This window comes from Paraburkholderia hospita (genome assembly GCF_002902965.1).
GTDB lineage: Bacteria > Pseudomonadota > Gammaproteobacteria > Burkholderiales > Burkholderiaceae > Paraburkholderia > Paraburkholderia hospita.
In genome coordinates this window covers 13,619-32,630 of sequence record NZ_CP026106.1, presented here as the reverse complement: position 1 = coordinate 32,630, position 19,012 = coordinate 13,619, and the positions used below count along the sequence as shown (strand labels likewise).

Genomic DNA, 19,012 nt, shown 5'->3' with positions numbered 1-19,012 from the left:
TCCGTGTTCCGTTCATGCCACGCCCGCCCAGCTTTCAATTTGCTGCCGCGTGATCAGGCGCCAGAAGGCACAGAAGGCAGACACGCGCCCGTCATCGAACGCGCTCACGCTTGAACGCTTGCCGGTCCACTCACTCCAACGCATTCGCTCTTCCGCAGTCCGCAAGTCATCACTGGAACGAGACAACACGGAGCCAACATGACTCAGCCAGCCGTATCGCAACATCTATCGCACGACGTATCGCCGGAGTTCGCCGCCGCCGTTCGCGCTGGCCTCAGCAAACAGCCCCAGAAGGAATTGCCGTCGAAGTATCTTTACGACGAAGTGGGTTCGGCGCTGTTCGAAGTGATCACTGCGCTGCCCGAATACGGCGTCACGCGCGCCGAAGAACGGCTGCTCGCGGAACACGCGGGCGATATCGTCGCGCATTTGCCGCACGATGCGATCGTCGCGGAACTGGGCAGCGGTAGCGGCCGCAAGACGCGCCGCATCCTCGAAGCGCTCTGTAAAAAGCGCCCCACTACTTACAGCCCGATTGAAATTTCGCGCACGGCTTTGCAATTGTGCCGCCGCGAACTCGGCGATATCGAACGCATTTCGATCGTCGGCTATGAGCGCGACTATCTCGCGGGGCTCGCCGAGGTGAGCAAGCGCCGCGCGAAAGACGAGCCACTGCTCGTGCTGTTTCTCGGCAGCACTATCGGCAATTTCGGGCGGCTCGCGGCCACGCGTTTTCTGCGCGACATCCGCAACATGCTCGCGCCCGGCGATGCGCTGTTGCTCGGCACTGACCTCGAGAAGCCCGTGCCCGTGCTGATCGCCGCGTACGACGATCCCATCGGCGTGACGGCCGCATTCAATCTGAATCTGCTCGCGCGGATCAACCGCGAGCTGGACGGCGATTTTCCGCTCGATGCGTTCGAACACGTCGCGCGCTTCAATCCGGACGTGCGCAGCATCGAAATGCATCTGCGCGCGAAGCGGCGCGTGAGCGCGCAGGTGCGTGCGGCCAGGCTGACCGTCGAGCTACAGGAAGGCGAGACGATCTGGACGGAGAGCAGCCACAAGTATCGTCCGGAAGAACTGCATGCGATCTCCGACGACGCGGGCTTCACTTGCAGTCATCAATGGATCGAGCGCGATTGGGGCTTTGCGGAAAGCCTGCTGGTGGCGCGCTGATGGCGTTGCGTGACGTTGAGGTGAGCAACAAGAAGCGCGCGAGGCTCACGCCCGCGCGCTTTTTTACAAGCCGCTTGTGTCAGTGCTGTTCGAAGCGCTCGAAACGTTTGTCGCTGGCGCGCTCTTCGTGCGTGACTTCCGTCACGCGCGCCATCGGCGGCCCGTGACGCAGCCACGACAGCATCCGGTCGAGCTGGTTCGCCGGACCTTGCAACATCGCTTCGACAGAACCGTCTTCCCGATTCGCCACCCATCCCCGAATACCCAGCGCATGCGCCTGGCGCACCGTCGCGTGACGAAAGCCAACGCCCTGCACCATGCCGCGCACCCGCACGTAATACGTTTCGATCCGCGAATCGAGATCCGTGCCGGACATGCTCTTCCCTCCTTTATGCCTTCATGAGTTTACGCGGGCATTCTAGTCGCGCCGCGCGCGCTTTGCTCGCGCACGCCTCGACACGCCGAGCCCGCGAGCACGGCGCGCGCGATCGGCAGCACGTACAATCCGACCTCTGCAAACCTTCAACCATGCGCCCGTCAGGCAGCAATCAGGAACACGGCAAGCAATGACCGATCAGACTCGCGATCTCGTACTCGTCACCGGCGCATCCGGTTTCGTCGGCTCGGCCGTCGCACGCATCGCGCAGCAAAAGGGCTTCGCCGTGCGCGTGCTCGTGCGTCCGACCAGCCCGCGCCGCAATGTCGAATCGCTCGATGCGGAGATTGCGGTCGGCGACATGCGCGACGAGGCGTCGATGCGCGCAGCGCTGCGCGGCGTGCGCTATCTGCTGCACGTCGCGGCCGATTACCGGTTGTGGGCACCGGACCCGCTCGAGATCGAGCGCTCGAATCTGGAAGGCACGGAAGCGACGATGCGCGCCGCGCTGAAGGAAGGCGTCGAGCGCATCGTGTACACGAGTAGCGTCGCGACGTTGAAGGTGACGGGCTCGGGCGCGTCGGTCGACGAAACCTCGCCGATGACGCCGCAGCAGGCGATCGGCGTGTACAAGCGCAGCAAGGTGCTCGCGGAGCGTGCTGTCGAGCGGATGATCGCGAACGACGGCCTGCCCGCCGTCATCGTCAACCCGTCGACGCCTATCGGCCCGCGCGACGTGAAGCCCACGCCGACGGGTCGCATCATCGTCGAAGCGGCGCTCGGCAAGATTCCCGCGTTCGTCGATACGGGGCTGAACCTGGTGCACGTCGACGATGTCGCGATGGGTCACTTCCTCGCGCTCGAACGCGGCAAGATCGGCGAGCGCTACATTCTCGGCGGCGAGAATCTGCCGCTGCAGCAGATGCTCGCGGATATCGCCGGCATCGTCGGACGCAAGCCGCCGACCATCGCGCTGCCGCGCTGGCCGCTCTATCCGCTCGCGATGGGCGCGGAAGCCGTCGCGAAGTTCACGAAGCGCGAGCCGTTCGTCACCGTCGACGGGCTGAAGATGTCGAAGAACAAAATGTACTTTACGTCGGCGAAAGCGGAGCGCGAGCTTGGCTACAGCGCTCGGCCGTATCGCGAAGGCTTGCGCGACGCGCTCGACTGGTTTCGCGAGGCGGGCTATCTGAAAGCGTGACGTCTGGGCATAAAGCGGCGAGCGCATTGGATCGCGCCTCGTGCGTCAGCCGCACACGCTTTGTTACAACTCGCAATGCAGGCACGAAGGCTACCGCCAGCGTGCAGAAGGTAAAATCGCGGGTCTTACCAGAGAACTACGCATGAATCTTAAGGAACAGATTGGCGCACTCGAAATGGGCGTCGATCAGCTCATCCAGGTTGTCACGGCTTCGCGCGAGGCCGAGGCCACGACCGCGACCGATCAGCATGTGAACGGCGCAGAGGCGGCCGCCGCGGAAACGGTGGCAGAAGAAGCGCCCGTCGAAACGGCAGTCGAAGAAGCGCCGGCAGAGCCGCAAGCCCCGGCAGAAAAGCCGACGTTGCATATCGAGCGCCCGAGCCAGAACGAAATCACGATGACCATCGGCGGCAAGTCGGTCACGCTGCATCCGCTGCAACTGGGTCAGCTGATCGAGGAACTGTCGAACGCGCGCGCGTCGATGGAACCCGAAGTCCCGCCGAACCTGCCCGCCGGCTGGCGTTTCGTATCGACGAAAAACCCGGCCATGGCGGTGCAGAAGCAAACGAACGGCGACCGTCTGCTCGTGATGCGCCATACGGGACATGGCTGGGTGCCGTTCCAGTTCTCGCCGGAGACGGTCATCCAGATGTACATGATGTTGACGCAGAAGTGATGCGCGACGGCGCGAGCCGTCGGCACCCTGTGTTGCCCGCCGTTCAGTGCGACAGCGGCAGCAACGAATTGAGCAGACTGGTCGCGCGCTGCGACACGCTTGGGCTGCTCGCAGCTTCTTCGATGGGACTCACGTAGACCACGGGCCCGATACAAAGCGACGTGTAGCGCGCGTCGCATCCGCCGTCGCGCGACGGCAGCGGCTGGTCCGCGCCCGATGCCGCGCTGGCATCCACCTCCGCGACTTCCGCGAATGTCTTCACGCGGCCGTTGACCTTCTCCGCATACGCCTGCGATCCACCGTAGCTCTTCAGCGCGGCATTCAGATCGCCGCCCGCCGATTTCATGTAGCCGTACAGAATCGCGGAGCCGACCTCGATATTGGTCTCCGGGTCGGTGAGATCCTTCACGTCTTTCAGCATGCGCTTGTGCGCGCCGGGCACGACCTGCATCAGCCCCGTCGCGCCATTGCCGCCCTTGGCCTTTTCCTTGAAGCGCGATTCGATCGAGATGATCGCGAGAATCAGCGCGGGCGGCAGCGCGTACTTCTCGGAGGCGGTGCGCACCGCGTTCGAGATCTGCTCGGCCTTCTCCTTCGCGAGGCCGAACTTCTGGCGCAGATAGTCTGACATGCGGTCCTGGCGAGTCTGATCGTCGGCCAACGCGCCTTGCATCAAGCCGAGCGCGACAACGACCAGACAGACGAGCCGCTTCATTGATTCGTCCCGGCGGGCGCCTGCACGCGTGCCTTCCACTGGCCGCCCTTGCCGCGCCAGTAGCGCACCGCCGAGCCGAACGTCGCGCTGACATAGAACAGCGCGATCAGCGGCAGGAACGGCGCCCACAGCGGCGAGCGCTGGTAGTAGCGCAGCATCGGCGCGTAGGCGCAGCACATCGCGGCCCATGCGAGCCACGCAGGCCAGCCTTTCGCCCCGAGCACGATGGCGACGACGGGCGGCGCGAGGTAGATGATTGTCATGCCGAGCAGCGTGCCCGCCAGCAGCCACGCCGAATAGTGCAATTGCGTGAACGCGGTGCGCGCGATCATGTTCCAGATCTCGCGCCAGCTGTCGTAAGGGCGCAGCGAGACGCTGCGCGCCGCCACGTCGAGGCGAATCGGATGGCGTCCTTCGCCGCGATGCTTGATGCGTGCGGCAAGGCTGCAATCGTCGATCAGCTCGGCGCGGATCGATTCAATGCCGCCCGCTTCTTCCAGCGCCGCGCGGCGCACCAGCATGCAGCCGCCCGCCGCGCCCGCCGTGCGGTTGCGCGGGTTGTTGACCCACGCGAACGGATACAGCTTCGCGAAGAAGAACACGAAGGCGGGAATCAGCGCCTTTTCCCAGAACGAGTCGCAGCGCAGGCGGACCATCAGCGAAACGAGGTCGCGCTTTTCGGCGTCGGCGCGCATCACGAGCTGCGTAAGCGCGTCGGGCGGATGGCCGATGTCGGCGTCCGTGAGCAGCAGGTATTCCGGGGTGTAGCCGAGCGAGCGCGCCGCCTCGATACCCTGCGACTGCGCCCAGACCTTGCCCGACCAGCCCGCTGGCAGCGGCTTCGCGCTGATTACCGTGAGCCGGTCCGGGCACCGCAGCGCGAGCGCGGCGGCGCGGGCGGCGTCGGCGGTGCCGTCGGTGCTGTGGTCGTCGACGACGATCACGTGAAATTCGCCCGGATAGTCCTGCTCGAGCAGCGACGTGACGGCCCGCGCAATCACGTCCGCCTCATTGCGCGCCGGGACCACGGCGGCGACGCCCGGCCATGCGTCGCGCGTCTCGGGCGCGAGCGGCGCGGCGGGCTGCGCGCGCCAGAAGCCGCCGCGCGCGAACAGCAGCACACACCAGATCAACAGCGACAGACACGCCAACAGAAACAGAACCGCCGCAATCATGCATTGCCCTCTATGAAAGCCGCGCGCTTTGCGTCTCCAGGGCGCGGCGACAGACGCGGCGCGCCAGCAACACCTGCGACGCCGCGCCAATCGTGGAAATCGAGCACTAGCCGGCCATCGAATATGTGATAGACCGCGTTTTCGAAACGTTCAAGAATGCGCCGCCGACGAAAGACGCCGCAGAAAATTCAATTGATGCATACCGGAAACCGCAGGCGATGCGTCGGCGCAACAAAGCCCGATAGTTTAAGGGTTCCCGTCAACAGGCGCAGCGAGTCATTTTTGCCGCGCAAGCCGCCACACAAACGCCACAATCCGAGACGGCTGAAAAGCAAACCGACAGCGATAGCGTTAGAATGCGCGTTTGGTCTCGAGTATCGACTTTCGTCGGATTTAAGACATCAACTAATATACAGACGCGGCGAACAGGTCGTTTTTACCGATCTGCCCGGAATCCCGCGTCAGTCGGAGTTCGCCAGCCTATGCGAGTCATCCTTGCCCAACCCCGCGGCTTTTGCGCGGGAGTCGTGAGGGCGATCGAAATTGTCGATCGCGCTTTGCAGCAACATGGCGCACCTGTGTACGTGCGTCATGAAATCGTCCACAACAGGCACGTGGTCGATAACCTTCGCCGTAAAGGCGCGCGCTTCGTCGAGGAACTCGATGAAGTGCCGCAGGGCGCAGTTGCCATTTTCAGTGCCCACGGTGTAGCGCAAAGCGTCGAACGCGACGCGGAGCAGCGCGGTCTCGACGTGCTCGATGCCACCTGCCCGCTGGTGACGAAGGTCCATGTGCAAGGTCGTCAGTACGTGGGCGGGGGCCGCACGCTGATCCTGATCGGGCACGCGGGCCATCCGGAAGTAGAAGGCACGATCGGCCAGATTCCGGGCAAGGTGCTGCTCGTGCAAAGCGAAGCGGAAGTCGCGAAGCTGGAACTGCCTATCGACACGCCGCTCGCCTATGTCACGCAGACCACGCTGTCGGTGGACGACACGCGCGGCATCATCGACGCACTGAAGCGCCGTTTCCCCGACATCGTCGGTCCGGATACGCGCGACATCTGCTACGCGACACAAAACCGCCAGGCGGCCGTGCGCGAGCTCAGCACGCAGGTCGATGTGCTGCTGGTGGTGGGCGCAACGAACAGCTCGAACTCGAATCGCCTGCGCGAGATCGGCAGCGAAACGGGCGTACCGAGCTTTCTGGTCGCCGACGGTTCCGAAGTGAAGCCGGAGTGGTTCGCCACCGTGAAGACGGTCGGCATCACGGCGGGCGCTTCGGCACCTGAAGAGATGGTCGAGAACGTAATCGATGCGCTACGCGCACTGGGCCCCGTCGACGTTACGACGATGGCGGGACGTGAAGAGAAAGTTGAATTCAAGTTGCCGTCGAAGCTGACGCAACAACTCGCTGCACGCGAAGTTTAAGGAGGACAATTTGTCTATTCCGATGCTACAAAAAGTCCGGGTTGGCGCCTACATCATGCGCAACCACCTGAAGGGCAACAAACGCTACCCGCTCGCGCTGATGCTCGAGCCGCTGTTCCGCTGCAATCTTGCCTGCAATGGCTGCGGCAAGATCGACTATCCGGATCCCATCCTGAACCAGCGCCTGTCGCTGGCGGAATGCCTCGAAGCCGTCGACGAGTGCGGCGCGCCCGTGGTATCGATCGCGGGCGGCGAGCCGCTGCTGCACAAGGAAATGCCGCAGATCGTCAAGGGCATCATGGCGCGCAAGAAGTTCGTGTACCTGTGCACGAACGCGCTGCTGATGGAAAAGAAGATGGACGATTACGAGCCGAACCCGTACTTCGTCTGGTCGGTGCACCTCGACGGCGACCGCGAAGCGCACGATCACTCGGTCTCGCAGGAAGGCGTGTACGACAAGGCCGTCGCGGCCATCAAGGAAGCCAAGCGCCGCGGCTTCCGCGTGAACATCAACTGCACGCTGTTCAACGATGCCGTGCCCGAGCGCGTGGCGAAGTTCTTCGACACGGTCGGCGAGATTGGTGTGGACGGCATCACGGTGTCGCCGGGTTATGCCTATGAGCGCGCCCCGGACCAGCAGCACTTCCTGAACCGCGAAAAGACCAAGCATTTGTTCCGCGAAATCTTCAAGCGCGGCGACAACGGCAAGAAGTGGTCGTTCAGCCAGTCGAGCCTGTTCCTCGACTTCCTGGCCGGCAACCAGTCGTACGAATGCACGCCGTGGGGCAACCCGGCGCGCACCGTGTTCGGCTGGCAAAAGCCCTGCTATCTGGTCGGCGAAGGTTACGTGAAGACCTTCAAGGAACTGATGGAGACCACCGACTGGGACAAGTACGGCACCGGTAAGTATGAGAAGTGCGCGGACTGCATGGTCCATTGCGGCTTCGAAGCGACGGCCGTGATGGACACGGTCGCGCATCCGCTGAAGGCGCTGAAGGTCAGCCTGAAGGGCGCGCGCACGACGGGCGCGTTCGTCAAGGACATCCCGCTCGACAAGGCGCGTCCCGCCGAGTACGTGTTCTCGCGTCACGTCGAGATCAAGCTCGAAGACATCAAGCGCGCGGGCACGGGCAAGAAGGTGCAGACATCGGCAGCCGCGTTGAATTAAGACGCATCAACGCCGCATGAAAAAAGAGCGCAACGGTTTTGCCGTTGCGCTCTTTTGTTTTGTGGGCCGCCGCTTACAAGGCGGCGATGCCCGGCGTTGACGATCAGCCCGCGCTGCGTGCGTTGTGCTCGGTGAGGAACTTGATCAAACCGTCCACGCCGCCCTTGTTCAGCTGATCCTGAAACTGCGTCTGATACACCTGGATCAGCCACGCGCCCATCATGTTGATGTCGTAAATCTTCCAGCCGTTCGCCGTCTTTTCCAGACGATAGTCGATTGAGTCGTCGCCGCCGTTGCTCAGCACGTGCGACTGGACGACGGTGTCTTTCGCGTCGGCGGATGCGGTGGACGGCGCGAATTTGAACTTCACGTCCTGATCGCGCAGTTGCGACAGCGATGCCGCATAGGTGCCGACGAGCAGCTTCGTGAATTGCTCATACAGTTGTTTTTGCTGCTCCGGCGTGGCCGTGGCCCAGGCCTTACCGACGGCGATACGCGTCGTGCGCTGGAAGTTCGTGGCGGGCACGAAGTGCGACTCGACCACCTGCGTGATCTTCTTCATGTCGCCGCCGCGCGCCTGTGGGTCGGCCTTCATCGCATTGACCGTGCCTTCGACTGCGCTCTTCACGATCGCATCAGGCGCGCTTTGTGCGAAAGCCGCGGTGGACACCACGGCGGCTGCCAGAAAAGCAGAGAGATAACGTTTCATACGCTCATCGGGACAGTTAAGAATGAACCCGCGCGGGACAGGCCGCATCCGGCGCGATTACGGGCCAGTATACAGACTTAAGACTTTGACAGGCTGCACAGGGTTCACTAACGCGACCGTGCAGCGGCAGCGTCGGTATACTTGTGCCCTTTACCAATAACGCCAATCGTGACAAGGCCCCGCTCGCGTACATGCTGAAGTCATCTATCGTTCGTCTCGTTGTCTGGTCGGTGCGCCGTCCGCTGCAGGTCATCGGGCTGTCGCTCGTGCTCGCCGTGCTGAGCGCCGTTTACGTCGTTCATCACTTCAAGATCAATACCGACATCAGTCGTCTCGTCGAAAACGATGCGAAATGGACAGCGCTCGAACAGCAAATCGACAAGGCCTTCCCCGATCGCGGGCAGACCTTGCTGGTGGTCGTCGAGGCCGGCGCGCCCGAATACGCGGATGCCGCCGCGAACACGCTGGCCACTGAACTGCAAAAGAACACGAAGGAATTCAGTTCCGTCATGCAGCCGGGCAGCGGGCCGTTCTTCGAAAAGGAAGGCTTGCTGTTCCCGTCGCTGGCCGACGTGCAATCCACCACCTCGCAACTGGCCAAGGCGCGCCCGCTCATCAACTCGCTCGCGCATGATCCGAGTCTGACGGGCCTCGCCGGCACGCTGAACACGACGCTGCTGCTGCCGCTGCAGATCGGCCAGGTAAAGCTCGGCGACATGAGCAACCTGCTGTCGCGCAGCGCAACCGTGATCGATCATGTGCTGGCCAACGAGCCCGCCGTCTTCTCGTGGCGCGCGCTCGTCGACAAGGATGCCGCAAAGGTGCCGGCGCGCGCGTTCGTCGTCGTGCAGCCGAAGCTGGACTATGCGGCGCTGCAGGCGGGCGCACGGGCGTCGGAAGAGGTTCGCAAGACGGCGGCATCGCTCGATCTCGACTCGCAATATGGCGCGCGCATCCGTCTGACGGGCGAACAGCCGCTCGCGGACGATGAATTCGCCTCGGTGCAGGACGGCGCGGAGATCAACGGCATCATCACGTTCTTCGTCGTGCTCGGCATTCTGTGGCTCGCGCTGCGCTCGGGGCGGCTGATCATCGCCGTGTTCATCACGCTGTTCGTCGGCCTCGTGATTACGGCGGCGCTCGGCCTGATGTTGGTCGATGCACTGAACATGATTTCCGTCGCGTTCATGGTGCTGTTCGTCGGGCTTGGCGTCGACTTCGGCGTGCAGTTCGGCGTGAAGTACCGCGAAGAACGCAATCGCGACGACCGGCTCGCCGCCGCGCTGATCCATACGGCATACAGCATCGGTGTGCCGTTGACGCTCGCCGCCGTGGCCGTCGCCGAGAGCTTCTTCTCGTTCCTGCCGACCGCGTATCGCGGCGTCTCGGAGCTGGGCAAGATCGCGGGCGTCGGCATGTTCGTCGCGTATCTGACCAACATGACGCTGCTGCCCGCGCTCATCAAGGTCTTCAATCCGGCGGGCGAAGCCGAATCGCCGGGTTTCACGTTCCTCGCCCCCGTCGACGACTTCCTCGACCGCAACCGCACGCCTGTGCTGATCGCGACGGCGGTGCTGATCATCGGCGCGTCGCCGTTGTTGTTGCATCTGCGCTTCGACTTCAATCCGCTGCATCTGAAGGACCCGAATACGGAGTCGATGGCGACGCTGATCTCGTTGAACGACGCGCCCGAGGTGGCCGTCAACAACGTGCGGGCGCTAGCGCCGTCGCTGGCGGATGCGGACAGAATCGCAGCGCGGCTGTCGAAGCTGCCAGAAGTGGGCCGCACGACGACGCTCTCCACGTTCATTCCCACCGACCAGCCGCAAAAGCTCGCGCTGATTGCCGCCGCGGCGCAGCAACTGCTGCCCGCGCTCACGCAGACGCCCGCGCCGCCCGCCACCGACGCCGTGCGCGTCGCCGCACTGAAGCGCACGTCGGCCCAGCTGTCGCTCGCCGCCGACGACCACCCCGGCCCCGGCGCGGCGGAAGCCAAACACTTGTCCGACACGCTGGCCAAGCTCGCGAGCGCGGACGTCTCGACGCGCGACCGCGCCGAGCGCGCGATGTCGGTCCCGCTGAAGATTTCGCTGAAGCAGCTGGCAACCTTGCTGCAACCGTCGGAAATCACCCGCGAAAACGTCCCGAAGGACATCGCCGACAGCTGGGTATCGAAGACAGGTCAGGCGCTCGTCGAGATTTCGCCGAAAGTGCCGCCCGGCACCGATCCCGGTGACGACGTGATGCTGCGCAACTTCGCGCGAGCCGTGAAGGCAGCGGAACCGGGCGCGATCGGCGGGCCGATCTCGATCCTCCATTCGGCGAACGTGATCATCAAGTCGTTCGTGCAGGCGGGCGCGTGGGCCATCCTGTCGATCAGCGCCCTGCTCTGGCTCACGCTGCGCCGGTTCGGCGACGTGCTGCGCACGCTCGTGCCGTTGCTGGTGTCGGCCGTCGTCACGCTGGAGTTGTGCGTCGTCTTCAACATGCCGCTTAATTTCGCGAATATCATCGCCTTGCCGCTGATGCTCGGCGTGGGCGTCGCGTTCAAGATCTACTTTGTGATGGCGTGGCGCAGAGGGCAAACGGGCCTACTGCAATCCAGCCTCACACACGCCGTGCTGTTCAGCGCGGCGACCACCGCTACGGCGTTCGGCAGCCTGTGGCTGTCGCATCATCCGGGCACGTCGAGCATGGGGCGTCTGCTGGCGCTGTCCCTCGTCTGCACGCTGATTGGCGCTGTGGTATTTCAACCGGTATTGATGGGCAAACCGCGCGTTCGACGCGCATCGAAGAAACATTAAGGATAGCCGCATGAAGATGCGAACAGCCGCGCTGGCATTGGCCGCCGCGAGTCTTGCAACGGGGTGTGCAACGGGACCCGACCGGAAGCCCGGGGATCCGCTCGAGCCGATGAACCGCGCGATTTTCAATTTCAACGACGCGCTCGACCGCACGGTCGCCGTGCCGATTGCGAAGGGCTATCAGAAGGTCACGCCGCAGCCGCTGCGTCAGGCGATCAGCAACTTCTTCTCGAACCTCGGCGATCTCGACAACTTCGCGAACAGCCTGCTTCAGCTGCACATCAAGGACGCAACCGAAAGCCTGATGCGCTTCGCCATGAACTCGACGTTCGGTCTCGGCGGCCTGATCGACTTCGCGACGCCCGCCGGCCTGCCGAAGCACAAGGAGGACTTTGGCCTGACGCTCGGCCGCTGGGGCGTGCCGTCGGGTCCGTATCTGGTGCTGCCGCTGTTCGGCCCGAGTTCGTTCCGCGACGGCGTTGGCTATCTGGTCGATTTCCGCGCGAATCCGATTTCCTACATGGGCCCGGAGTACAAGTATCCGCTGTACTTCGTGCAGTTCATGAGCGTGCGTTCCGACCTGCTCGGCGCAACGACGCTGCTCGAACAGGCTGCCCTCGACAAGTACTCGTTCGTACGCGACGCCTATACGCAGCAGCGCAAGTCGTTGCTGCGCGGCGCGAACGCGCCGGCGTCGGCGCTGCCGGACTACGGCGATGACGACGATTCGGGCGCGCAGGCGCCTTCGGGTGCTTCGGGCACTGCGCCGACCACCGTGCCGGGCGCGGCGCCGCTTGGATTACCGAACTCCGCGGATCCGGGCCAGGCCGCTCCGGCGGATGGCGCGTCGGGCGCGGGCGGCGCGAAGCGCGCGCCGACCAACGACGACAGCGCGCCGAAGTACGAAGATCCAGGTGAGGGAGCCGCACCTTCGGGTGCGCCTGCCACGGGAACGCCCGCTCCCGCTTCGCAGTAAAGCGTCCTTACCGGTGCACAAAGCAAAAGCCCCGGCTTGGTCATCCGACCAGCCGGGGCTTTGTCTTTCCGGGGGCTTTTCAGGGCCGCTGAGGCCGTCGCCCGCGATGCGTTAATGCGCTGTGTCCGCTTCCTGATCGACGTCTTCCGTGCTTTCCGAAGCCAGCACGGCTGGCTGCTGCTGCATGGCGCGCAGGCTCTCGCTGTATCGCTCGAACGCTTCATCCGAATACCGGATCTTCGTGCGGCCGTGCGGCGCCGGATTGCCGTTCGCGTCCAGATTCACGAACACCATCTTTTCGACCGTCAGAATGCTCTTGCGTGTGATCTTGTTGCGCACTTCCGCGCGCAGCGTGACCGACGTCGTGCCGAAGTGGGTTGCCTTCATGCCCAGTTCGATGATGTCGCCCTGACGCGCCGAGCTGACGAAGTTGATCTCCGACATGAACTTGGTCACGACGCGCTGGTTGTCGAGCTGACAGATTGCGTAGATGGCGGCTTCTTCATCGATCCAGCGCAGCAGGCTGCCACCGAACAGCGTGCCGTTGGGGTTCAGATCTTCGGGCTTGACCCATTTGCGTGTGTGGAAATTCATTGCGGTCCCTCTTTGGAAATAGCGCAGTCGCGCTTCTTCGCGCGACCTAGGGTTAACACCTATCACTATAGCAGAGATAAGGGTTTTCCCTAGGTTCTCAAGACCAACACACTATTTCGCTATCCGCGTTGCCGGCGCGCCCGGCTTAAATGCAGAGGAGCGCGCCCGAGCGCTCCAGTACCTGACGCGCAGCGACGAGGGAAGCGCGCGCCGCGCGCGCGTCAGCGGCGACTTGCAGCAGTCCGCCGAGTTGGGACGGCTGGCGCGCCAGTTCGCGCAGGATGGGGCCGATGGCCGTCGTGCCGTCGTCGCGCAGACCGGCCGTCGCGGCGGACGGCAGCGTGCGCCACGCCGGATCGACGATCGCCCGGCAGACAACGAACGGCAGGCCGTTCGCCTCGGCGATCGCGCCCGCAAGGTGAGATTCCATGTCGACGGCGAGCGCACCCGTCGATGCGTGCAGCGCCGCCTTGTCGGCAGCGCCGACGAGCGGCGCGGTCACGCCCGCGATCGGCCCGCGCCTCAGCTTCGACGCCAGCGGCGCCGCGCCGAGCGCGGTGGCGATGCGTCCCGCCCAGCGCTGATCGGTCTCGACGACGCCAAGCGGGCTATGCACGCTGCTCGCGACGATCAAGGTGCCGGGCGCCAGATCGGGCGCCAGTCCGCCTGCCGTCCCGAAGCTGATGATGCCCGCGCAACCGCGCGCGATCGCCTCGTTCAGCGCGCGCTCGAGCAGATCGGCGCGCGCCGCGTACACCGCTTCGACGCCCTTGCCACGCGCGATACGCGCTTCGAACGCCATGCCCGTCACGGCGATGATGGGCTGCTTGGCGTTCATCAGATCAGGCCGGGCTGCCATCACAAGCCGAAGGCGACGCGCTTCTGACCCGCGCGCGTCAGGTTGCGATAGCGCGCAAGCGCCCACAGCGGGAAGAACTTGCGATACCCGTGATAGCGCAGATAGAACACGCGCGGGAAGCCCGTTGCCGAGAAGCGGGTTTCGTCCCACAGGCCGTGATCGCGCTGCTCGCTCTTCAGGTATTCGATGCCGCGCGCGACGGCGGGATGGTCAACATAGCCGACCGCCATCAGCCCGAGCAGCGCCCATGCCGCCTGCGACGGAATGCTCGCCGCCTTTTCGTAGCCGTGATAGTCGAGCTTGTAGCTGGTGCCGTCTTCGCCCCAGCCGCCGTCGGCGTTCTGGATCGACACGAGCCACTGCGCGGCGCGCTTGATGCGCGCGTCGTCATGCGAGATGCCCGCCGCGTTCAGCGCGCACAGCGCCGTCCACGTGCCGTAGATGTAGTTCATGCCCCAGCGGCCGTACCAGCTGCCGTCGTCTTCCTGCTCTTTCAGCAGATAGTCGTAGGCTCGGCGCGCCGGCTCGCTCGTCGCGGGCATTTCGCCGAGTTGCGCGAGCATCGACAGGCAGCGGCCGGACACGTCGGCGGTCGGCGGATCGAGCAAGGCGCCGTGATCGGAGAACGGAATGTTGTTCAGGTAGTACTGCGTGTTTTCCGGCTCGAACGCGCCCCAGCCGCCGTCGCTGCTCTGCATGCCGACCACCCATTCGCGGGCGCGCGCAATCGCGTTGGCGTCGACGTCCGATTGCGTCAGCGCCGCCGAGCGATGCATCGCCAGCGCAACCACGGCCGTATCGTCGACGTCGGGGTAATGCGCGTTGTTGTACTGGAACGCCCAGCCGCCCGGACGCACGTCGGGACGGCGCGAAATCCAGTCGCCGCGCACATCGAGAATCTGCAGCGGACGCAGCCATGCGAGGCCGCGCTCGGCGGCTTCCTCGGCGCGCGTGTCGCCCGTTTCGAGCAGCGCATGCGCCGCGAGCGAGGTATCCCAGACAGGCGACAGGCACGGCTGGCAATACGCTTCGTCTTCGTGGATGACGAGCAGCTTGTCGATCGACTGGCGGGCGATCGCGCGCTTCGGGTGATCGGCGGGGTAGCCGAGTACGTCGTACATCATCACGGAGTTCGCCATCGCCGGGAAAATTGCGCCGAGACCGTCTTCGCCGTTCAGGCGCTCATCGACGAAATCGACGGCCGCCTTGATCGCGCGTTCGCGCGAGCGCTTCGGGAACAGGCCGTCCGTCACACGCAGCACGCCGTCGACAGCGCGGAAGAACGCGAACCAGCTCTTGCTCTGGTGGCCCGAGCGCGGCAGCAGGCCCGTCGTGACGGGCGCGCCGCGGAACAGCTCGTCGATGCGCACGCCAAGCGGATTGCGCGCGACCGGCCGCTTCGCGTTCAGCACGAGCAGCGGGACGATCACGGTGCGCGCCCAGTACGACACCTTCGACAGGTGGAAGGGGAACCACTTGGGCAACAGCATGATTTCGACGGGCATCATCGGCACGGCGTACCACGTCACGACGCCGAATAGCGCGAGCAGGATGCGCGTGAACACGTTCGCCGCTTCCGCGCCGCCATTCGCGAGAATCGCCTCGCGCGCGCGGACCATGTGCTCGGCGTCGACGGAATCGCCGATCATCTTCAGCGCGAAGTACGCCTTCACGCTCGCGCTGACGTCCATTGCGCCGTCGGTGAAGAGCGGCCAGCCGCCGCCGGGCAGCTGGATGCGGCGCAGGTAGCGCGCGATCTTCTGTTCCAGCTCGACGTTGGGCGTTTCGCCCAGGTAATGGACGAGCAGCACGTATTCGGCAGGAATCGTCGCGTCGGCTTCGAGTTCGTAGACCCAGTGGCCGTCGTCCTGCTGCGCGGCGAGGATGGCGTCCGTCGCGCGCGTGACGGCAGCGTCGAGCGCGTCGACGGGCGCTGCGCCTGTCGCCAGCGCGGCGGCCACGGGAGCGTGGTCGTCGATCAGCGTTTGAGGCAGTGTGTCGCCCAGCGTCTGGGTCATGGATAAATCGTTCATCGGCGTTCCATCGGTTCGTTCAATAGCGTATCCGCGGCCTTCTGGCCGGAGCGAATCGCGCCTTCGATGCCCGGCGGCAGACCGGTTGCCGTCCAGTCGCCCGCGAGCATCAGGTTGTTCCAGCGAGTGCGCGTGGCCGGGCGGCGCATCTCGTCGTCGGGTTGCGCGGCGAAGGTCGCGCGCGGCTCGACGCTCAGTTGCCACTTCAGTGGCAGATCGGCCGACAAGCCTGTCACTTGCGCGACGTCGGCCCATAGCTTGCGCGCGAGTTCGTCGCGCGGCATGTCGGCGAGGTTCGCTGCACGGTTCGCCGCGTCGTAGACCGTCACCGACAGGCGTCCGTCCGACGCAATCAGCCAGCTCGCGCTCGCGTTGACGAGCCCCATCAGCGGCGGATGGCCGAGCGGCGGCTCGACCGCGAAATTCGCCGTCACGATGGCCGAAAAGCGGCGCGGCGCCTGCACGCCGGGCACCAGCGCCTGCGTGACATCAGGCGTCACGGCCAGCACGACGGCTTCGCTCGCGCCGATTTCGACGCGTTCCCCGCCGTCCAGACGCAGCGCGGCAACGCGGCTGTCCGGGCTATCGGCAAACTCCAGCGCCTCGATCCGCGCGCCTAGCCGGATCGCCGCGCCGCCATGCTGCAACAGCCGCAGCGCCGGTTCGACGAACGCGGACCCCAGGCCGTTGCGCGCGATGAGCGGCCGGCTCGAAGGGCCGCCCGCCGCGAGCGTGTCGCGCAACACCGCGCCCACCAGTTCGGCCGTCGCCTGACGCGGTTCGATGTTCGTCAAGGCCAGCAGGAGCGGACCCAGCATGCGGTCCCACAGCGGGCCGTTGCTGCGCATCGACTTCGCGACGGTGCGGCCGGGCTTTGCCAGCAGCAGCGGCACGACGGACAGGTAATCCGTCCATTGCGTGTCCGGCACGCGCGCGCCGGCCTCGAAAATCCACGCCGGAAGCCGTCCCGGCGACATGCGCACGGTCCAGCGCTGGTTCGTCGCCAGATCGACGAACGGGTATTCGGGCTGCGTCGGCCCGACGAGTTCGTCGGCGGATCCGATCGCGCGCACGTAGTTCAACGTGGCCTGCTGGCCGGACAGCACCAGATGATTGCCGCTGTCGACGGTCGCGGCCAGCGTGCGGTCGTAGTACGTGCGGCAGCGGCCGCCCGCCTGTTCGGCCGCCTCGTACAGCACGACCTGCGCGCCGCGCCGTTGCAGTTGCACGGCGGCGGCAAGACCGGCCAGCCCGGCACCGATCACGTGAACCAGCTTTCGCATCAAAAGAAAGCGTAGCGCGCCACGATCGCCAGCATCCGCAGCTTCGGCTTGCTGACTTTCGTGCGCGGAATGTCGAAGCCGCGTTCCAGCGTGCGCTCGAGCAGCAGGCGATAGACGCCCGACATGATGCGCGGCGCCTTGACCTGCGCGCGCGGCTGCACGTCCATGATCGCGTCGGCGGCGGCGAAGTGCTGCTTCGCACGCTCCGCGAGGGTCGCGCAGACGCGCGGCAGCGACGGATCGTCGGCGATCGTGAGCGGATTCGTCGCCGCGATGCCTTCGCGCGCCAGCAGCTCGTATGGCAGATAGCAGCGGTTGATCTCCGCGTCTTCGTCGATGTCGCGCAGGATGTTCGTCAGTTGCAGCGCGCGGCCCAGATGGTGCGACAGCTCGACGCCCGGCTGCTCCTCCATCCCGAATATCCTCACCGATAGCCGACCCGCTGCGCTCGCGACACGATCGCAGTACAGGTCGAGCGTGGCTTCGTCGGGCGCGCAGATGTCGGCGGCGGCATCCATTGCCATGCCGTCGATCATCGCGTGGAAGTCTTCGCGCTGAAGATGAAACGTGTGGATGTGCCGGGTCAGCTCAAGCAGCGACGCGCGCGGCGAGCCGGCGTAGCACGCGTCGATGTCCGCCCGCCAGCGCTCGAGGCCTGCGTCGCGCTCGGCGCGCGGCAGGTCGCTGTCGGCGATATCGTCGACGGCGCGACAGAAAGCGTAGACCTGGTACATCGCATCGCGCTGCGCAGGCGGCAAGATGCGCATCGCGAGATAAAACGAGCTGCCTGAACTGGCGGCAGCTGCGTCAGTTTGTGTGTCGTCCACGACGAGATTGGAAACGGCCAAGACGATCTCCGCTGAGACACCCCCGAAGGGGCGATCAAGAAGTCATGCCTACCCGCAGGGCAAGCCGCCCGCGCGCGCGGACACGCGCGAAACGCCGGCCGAAAAGACCGGAAAACGGGCAAAAGTATACCAACCTTTCATAGCGGACGCAGGAACGGCGGAAGCCGCTGCGGCGCGCGCCGTCGATTTGCCTCGCCGAAGAGCGAAGTGTAACGGCAACAAAAAACACAGATTTGTCTACGCACAGGCATTCAAAACATCTCGAAATGCTATCTCAAATTAAGAGTTATCCGAGATACCTCAATTTAAATACAGACTACATTTAATCCCGCAACGAAACGAAGCGGGATGGCGGATAACCGTGGGCGGCGCCCACAGCATGCCTTTGAACCATTCACATTAATCGTGCGCAATAAAAATCTTTGTTGCTCCAATTTTAAAAGTCACACGGAGCATATTTTAATTTGTCGTTTTCAAAATCATTGAATCGGATTATTGATTTAAATCGTATTAAGGAAAAAAGATGAAACTGTATATGCTGTTTTTCGCTCCCGTTCTCGCCGCTTTTGCGCTCGCGACGCCGGCCTTCGCTGCCGAAAACGACGAAGCCGTGATCCGCCAGATGGAAGAAGCCTGGGTCCAGGCGAGCATGCATCACGATCGCGATACGCTGAAACTGCTGCTCGACGACTCGTACCGTGAAATCACGCCGTCCGGTATGGCGCGCTCGAAGAGCGACGTGCTGAACGCATCGCCGGTGCCGTCAGGTTCGACGCAGACGCTGCAGTACGTGAACGTTCATGTCGACGGCGATCAGGCCGTGGTGACCGGCGAGAACCGCTTCATGGCCCCGGACGGCCAGCAAGCCGTGTTCGCCTTCAAGGACGACTTCGCGCGCCACGACGGCCAGTGGCGCGTCGTCGGCTCGTGGATGAGCCGCAAGTAAATCGATTCGCCGCAGCGGGCCGACGCCCGCTTGCCGGCAAACA

The 19,012-nt window shown here is 64.4% G+C and carries 17 protein-coding genes; 8 read left to right on the top strand and 9 right to left on the bottom strand.

Translation table 11 applies throughout. From position 1 onward, the window contains the following. The first annotated feature begins 198 nt into the window (after positions 1-198). Positions 199-1,179: an L-histidine N(alpha)-methyltransferase gene (egtD, locus tag C2L64_RS18440; protein ID WP_007582946.1), complete on the top strand. Its 981-nt coding sequence runs from the start codon at positions 199-201 to the stop codon at positions 1,177-1,179. Between the two features lie 79 nt (positions 1,180-1,258). Here egtD and C2L64_RS18435 read toward each other — a convergent pair whose 3' ends face one another. Then, complete coding sequence (locus C2L64_RS18435; RefSeq protein ID WP_007582945.1) at positions 1,259-1,555, bottom strand: acylphosphatase; 297 nt, start codon at positions 1,553-1,555, stop codon at positions 1,259-1,261. A 190-nt stretch (positions 1,556-1,745) separates the two neighbouring features. Between C2L64_RS18435 and hpnA the strand changes: the two genes are divergently transcribed. Both hpnA and C2L64_RS18425 read left to right on the top strand, forming a co-directional pair. Continuing rightward, positions 1,746-2,756: a hopanoid-associated sugar epimerase gene (hpnA, locus tag C2L64_RS18430; protein ID WP_007582944.1), complete on the top strand. Its 1,011-nt coding sequence runs from the start codon at positions 1,746-1,748 to the stop codon at positions 2,754-2,756. 142 nt (positions 2,757-2,898) lie between these two features. Further along, the gene (locus C2L64_RS18425; protein ID WP_007582943.1) at positions 2,899-3,432 is read left to right on the top strand and encodes a hypothetical protein; all 534 of its coding nucleotides are present in this window, start codon (positions 2,899-2,901) and stop codon (positions 3,430-3,432) included. A gap of 43 nt (positions 3,433-3,475) precedes the next feature. Here C2L64_RS18425 and C2L64_RS18420 read toward each other — a convergent pair whose 3' ends face one another. Together C2L64_RS18420 and C2L64_RS18415 are read right to left on the bottom strand one after the other, a co-directional pair. Continuing rightward, complete coding sequence (locus C2L64_RS18420) at positions 3,476-4,147, bottom strand: lytic transglycosylase domain-containing protein (protein WP_007582942.1); 672 nt, start codon at positions 4,145-4,147, stop codon at positions 3,476-3,478. Further along, positions 4,144-5,322 carry a glycosyltransferase gene (locus C2L64_RS18415; RefSeq protein WP_007582941.1) on the bottom strand — a complete coding sequence of 393 codons (1,179 nt, stop codon included), beginning with the start codon at positions 5,320-5,322 and terminating at the stop codon, positions 4,144-4,146. The genes C2L64_RS18420 and C2L64_RS18415 overlap by 4 nt, the downstream gene beginning before the upstream one ends. A 482-nt stretch (positions 5,323-5,804) precedes the next feature. Between C2L64_RS18415 and ispH the strand changes: the two genes are divergently transcribed. Then, positions 5,805-6,749 (top strand): 4-hydroxy-3-methylbut-2-enyl diphosphate reductase, encoded by a 945-nt coding sequence (gene ispH, locus C2L64_RS18410; protein WP_007582939.1) that lies wholly within the window; start codon positions 5,805-5,807, stop codon positions 6,747-6,749. Positions 6,750-6,759: 10 nt separating this feature from the next. Continuing rightward, a complete protein-coding gene (gene hpnH / locus C2L64_RS18405) occupies positions 6,760-7,917 on the top strand; it encodes an adenosyl-hopene transferase HpnH (RefSeq protein WP_007582936.1) in 1,158 nt (385 codons plus the stop codon). A gap of 103 nt (positions 7,918-8,020) precedes the next feature. Here hpnH and C2L64_RS18400 read toward each other — a convergent pair whose 3' ends face one another. Further along, a complete protein-coding gene (locus tag C2L64_RS18400) occupies positions 8,021-8,626 on the bottom strand; it encodes an MlaC/ttg2D family ABC transporter substrate-binding protein (protein WP_007582935.1) in 606 nt (201 codons plus the stop codon). 191 nt (positions 8,627-8,817) lie between these two features. Here C2L64_RS18400 and hpnN point away from each other — a divergent pair, with 191 nt between their 5' ends. Together hpnN and C2L64_RS18390 are read left to right on the top strand one after the other, a co-directional pair. After that, on the top strand, positions 8,818-11,430 hold the full coding sequence (gene hpnN / locus C2L64_RS18395; RefSeq protein WP_007582933.1) for a hopanoid transporter HpnN: 2,613 nt from the start codon (positions 8,818-8,820) through the stop codon (positions 11,428-11,430). A gap of 10 nt (positions 11,431-11,440) precedes the next feature. Next, positions 11,441-12,406 (top strand): MlaA family lipoprotein, encoded by a 966-nt coding sequence (locus C2L64_RS18390; RefSeq protein ID WP_007582931.1) that lies wholly within the window; start codon positions 11,441-11,443, stop codon positions 12,404-12,406. Between the two features lie 111 nt (positions 12,407-12,517). Here the strand turns inward: C2L64_RS18390 and C2L64_RS18385 are convergent, their stop codons facing one another. The 5 genes from C2L64_RS18385 to hpnD all read right to left on the bottom strand — a co-directional run bounded on the left by C2L64_RS18385 (position 12,518) and on the right by hpnD (position 18,023). Continuing rightward, complete coding sequence (locus C2L64_RS18385) at positions 12,518-13,000, bottom strand: acyl-CoA thioesterase (protein ID WP_007582930.1); 483 nt, start codon at positions 12,998-13,000, stop codon at positions 12,518-12,520. 145 nt (positions 13,001-13,145) lie between these two features. After that, the gene (locus tag C2L64_RS18380) at positions 13,146-13,859 is read right to left on the bottom strand and encodes a phosphorylase (protein WP_007582928.1); all 714 of its coding nucleotides are present in this window, start codon (positions 13,857-13,859) and stop codon (positions 13,146-13,148) included. Further along, positions 13,859-15,892, bottom strand: coding sequence for a squalene--hopene cyclase (gene shc, locus C2L64_RS18375; protein WP_007582926.1), 2,034 nt, complete (start codon positions 15,890-15,892; stop codon positions 13,859-13,861). The genes C2L64_RS18380 and shc overlap by 1 nt, the downstream gene beginning before the upstream one ends. Then, positions 15,889-17,175 (bottom strand): hydroxysqualene dehydroxylase HpnE, encoded by a 1,287-nt coding sequence (hpnE, locus tag C2L64_RS18370; protein WP_007582924.1) that lies wholly within the window; start codon positions 17,173-17,175, stop codon positions 15,889-15,891. Before hpnE ends, shc begins: the two co-directional genes overlap by 4 nt. Next, the gene (gene hpnD, locus C2L64_RS18365; protein WP_007582923.1) at positions 17,175-18,023 is read right to left on the bottom strand and encodes a presqualene diphosphate synthase HpnD; all 849 of its coding nucleotides are present in this window, start codon (positions 18,021-18,023) and stop codon (positions 17,175-17,177) included. The genes hpnE and hpnD overlap by 1 nt, the downstream gene beginning before the upstream one ends. Before the next feature lie 523 nt (positions 18,024-18,546). Here hpnD and C2L64_RS18360 point away from each other — a divergent pair. Next, entirely contained in the window at positions 18,547-18,969 is a 423-nt protein-coding gene (locus C2L64_RS18360) for a nuclear transport factor 2 family protein (RefSeq protein ID WP_007582920.1), read from the top strand. The last annotated feature ends 43 nt before the right edge of the window (positions 18,970-19,012 follow it).

Bases quoted from the DNA above. Each gene is read 5' to 3' on its own strand.
- egtD (WP_007582946.1), top strand. From the start codon at position 199: ATGACTCAGCCAGCCGTATCGCAACATCTATCGCACGACGTATCGCCG.
- C2L64_RS18435 (WP_007582945.1), bottom strand. From the start codon at position 1,555: ATGTCCGGCACGGATCTCGATTCGCGGATCGAAACGTATTACGTGCGG.
- hpnA (WP_007582944.1), top strand. From the start codon at position 1,746: ATGACCGATCAGACTCGCGATCTCGTACTCGTCACCGGCGCATCCGGT.
- C2L64_RS18425 (WP_007582943.1), top strand. From the start codon at position 2,899: ATGAATCTTAAGGAACAGATTGGCGCACTCGAAATGGGCGTCGATCAG.
- C2L64_RS18420 (WP_007582942.1), bottom strand. From the start codon at position 4,147: ATGAAGCGGCTCGTCTGTCTGGTCGTTGTCGCGCTCGGCTTGATGCAA.
- C2L64_RS18415 (WP_007582941.1), bottom strand. From the start codon at position 5,322: ATGATTGCGGCGGTTCTGTTTCTGTTGGCGTGTCTGTCGCTGTTGATC.
- ispH (WP_007582939.1), top strand. From the start codon at position 5,805: ATGCGAGTCATCCTTGCCCAACCCCGCGGCTTTTGCGCGGGAGTCGTG.
- C2L64_RS18400 (WP_007582935.1), bottom strand. From the start codon at position 8,626: ATGAAACGTTATCTCTCTGCTTTTCTGGCAGCCGCCGTGGTGTCCACC.
- hpnN (WP_007582933.1), top strand. From the start codon at position 8,818: ATGCTGAAGTCATCTATCGTTCGTCTCGTTGTCTGGTCGGTGCGCCGT.
- C2L64_RS18390 (WP_007582931.1), top strand. From the start codon at position 11,441: ATGAAGATGCGAACAGCCGCGCTGGCATTGGCCGCCGCGAGTCTTGCA.
- C2L64_RS18385 (WP_007582930.1), bottom strand. From the start codon at position 13,000: ATGAATTTCCACACACGCAAATGGGTCAAGCCCGAAGATCTGAACCCC.
- C2L64_RS18380 (WP_007582928.1), bottom strand. From the start codon at position 13,859: ATGGCAGCCCGGCCTGATCTGATGAACGCCAAGCAGCCCATCATCGCC.
- shc (WP_007582926.1), bottom strand. From the start codon at position 15,892: ATGAACGATTTATCCATGACCCAGACGCTGGGCGACACACTGCCTCAA.
- hpnE (WP_007582924.1), bottom strand. From the start codon at position 17,175: ATGCGAAAGCTGGTTCACGTGATCGGTGCCGGGCTGGCCGGTCTTGCC.
- C2L64_RS18360 (WP_007582920.1), top strand. From the start codon at position 18,547: ATGAAACTGTATATGCTGTTTTTCGCTCCCGTTCTCGCCGCTTTTGCG.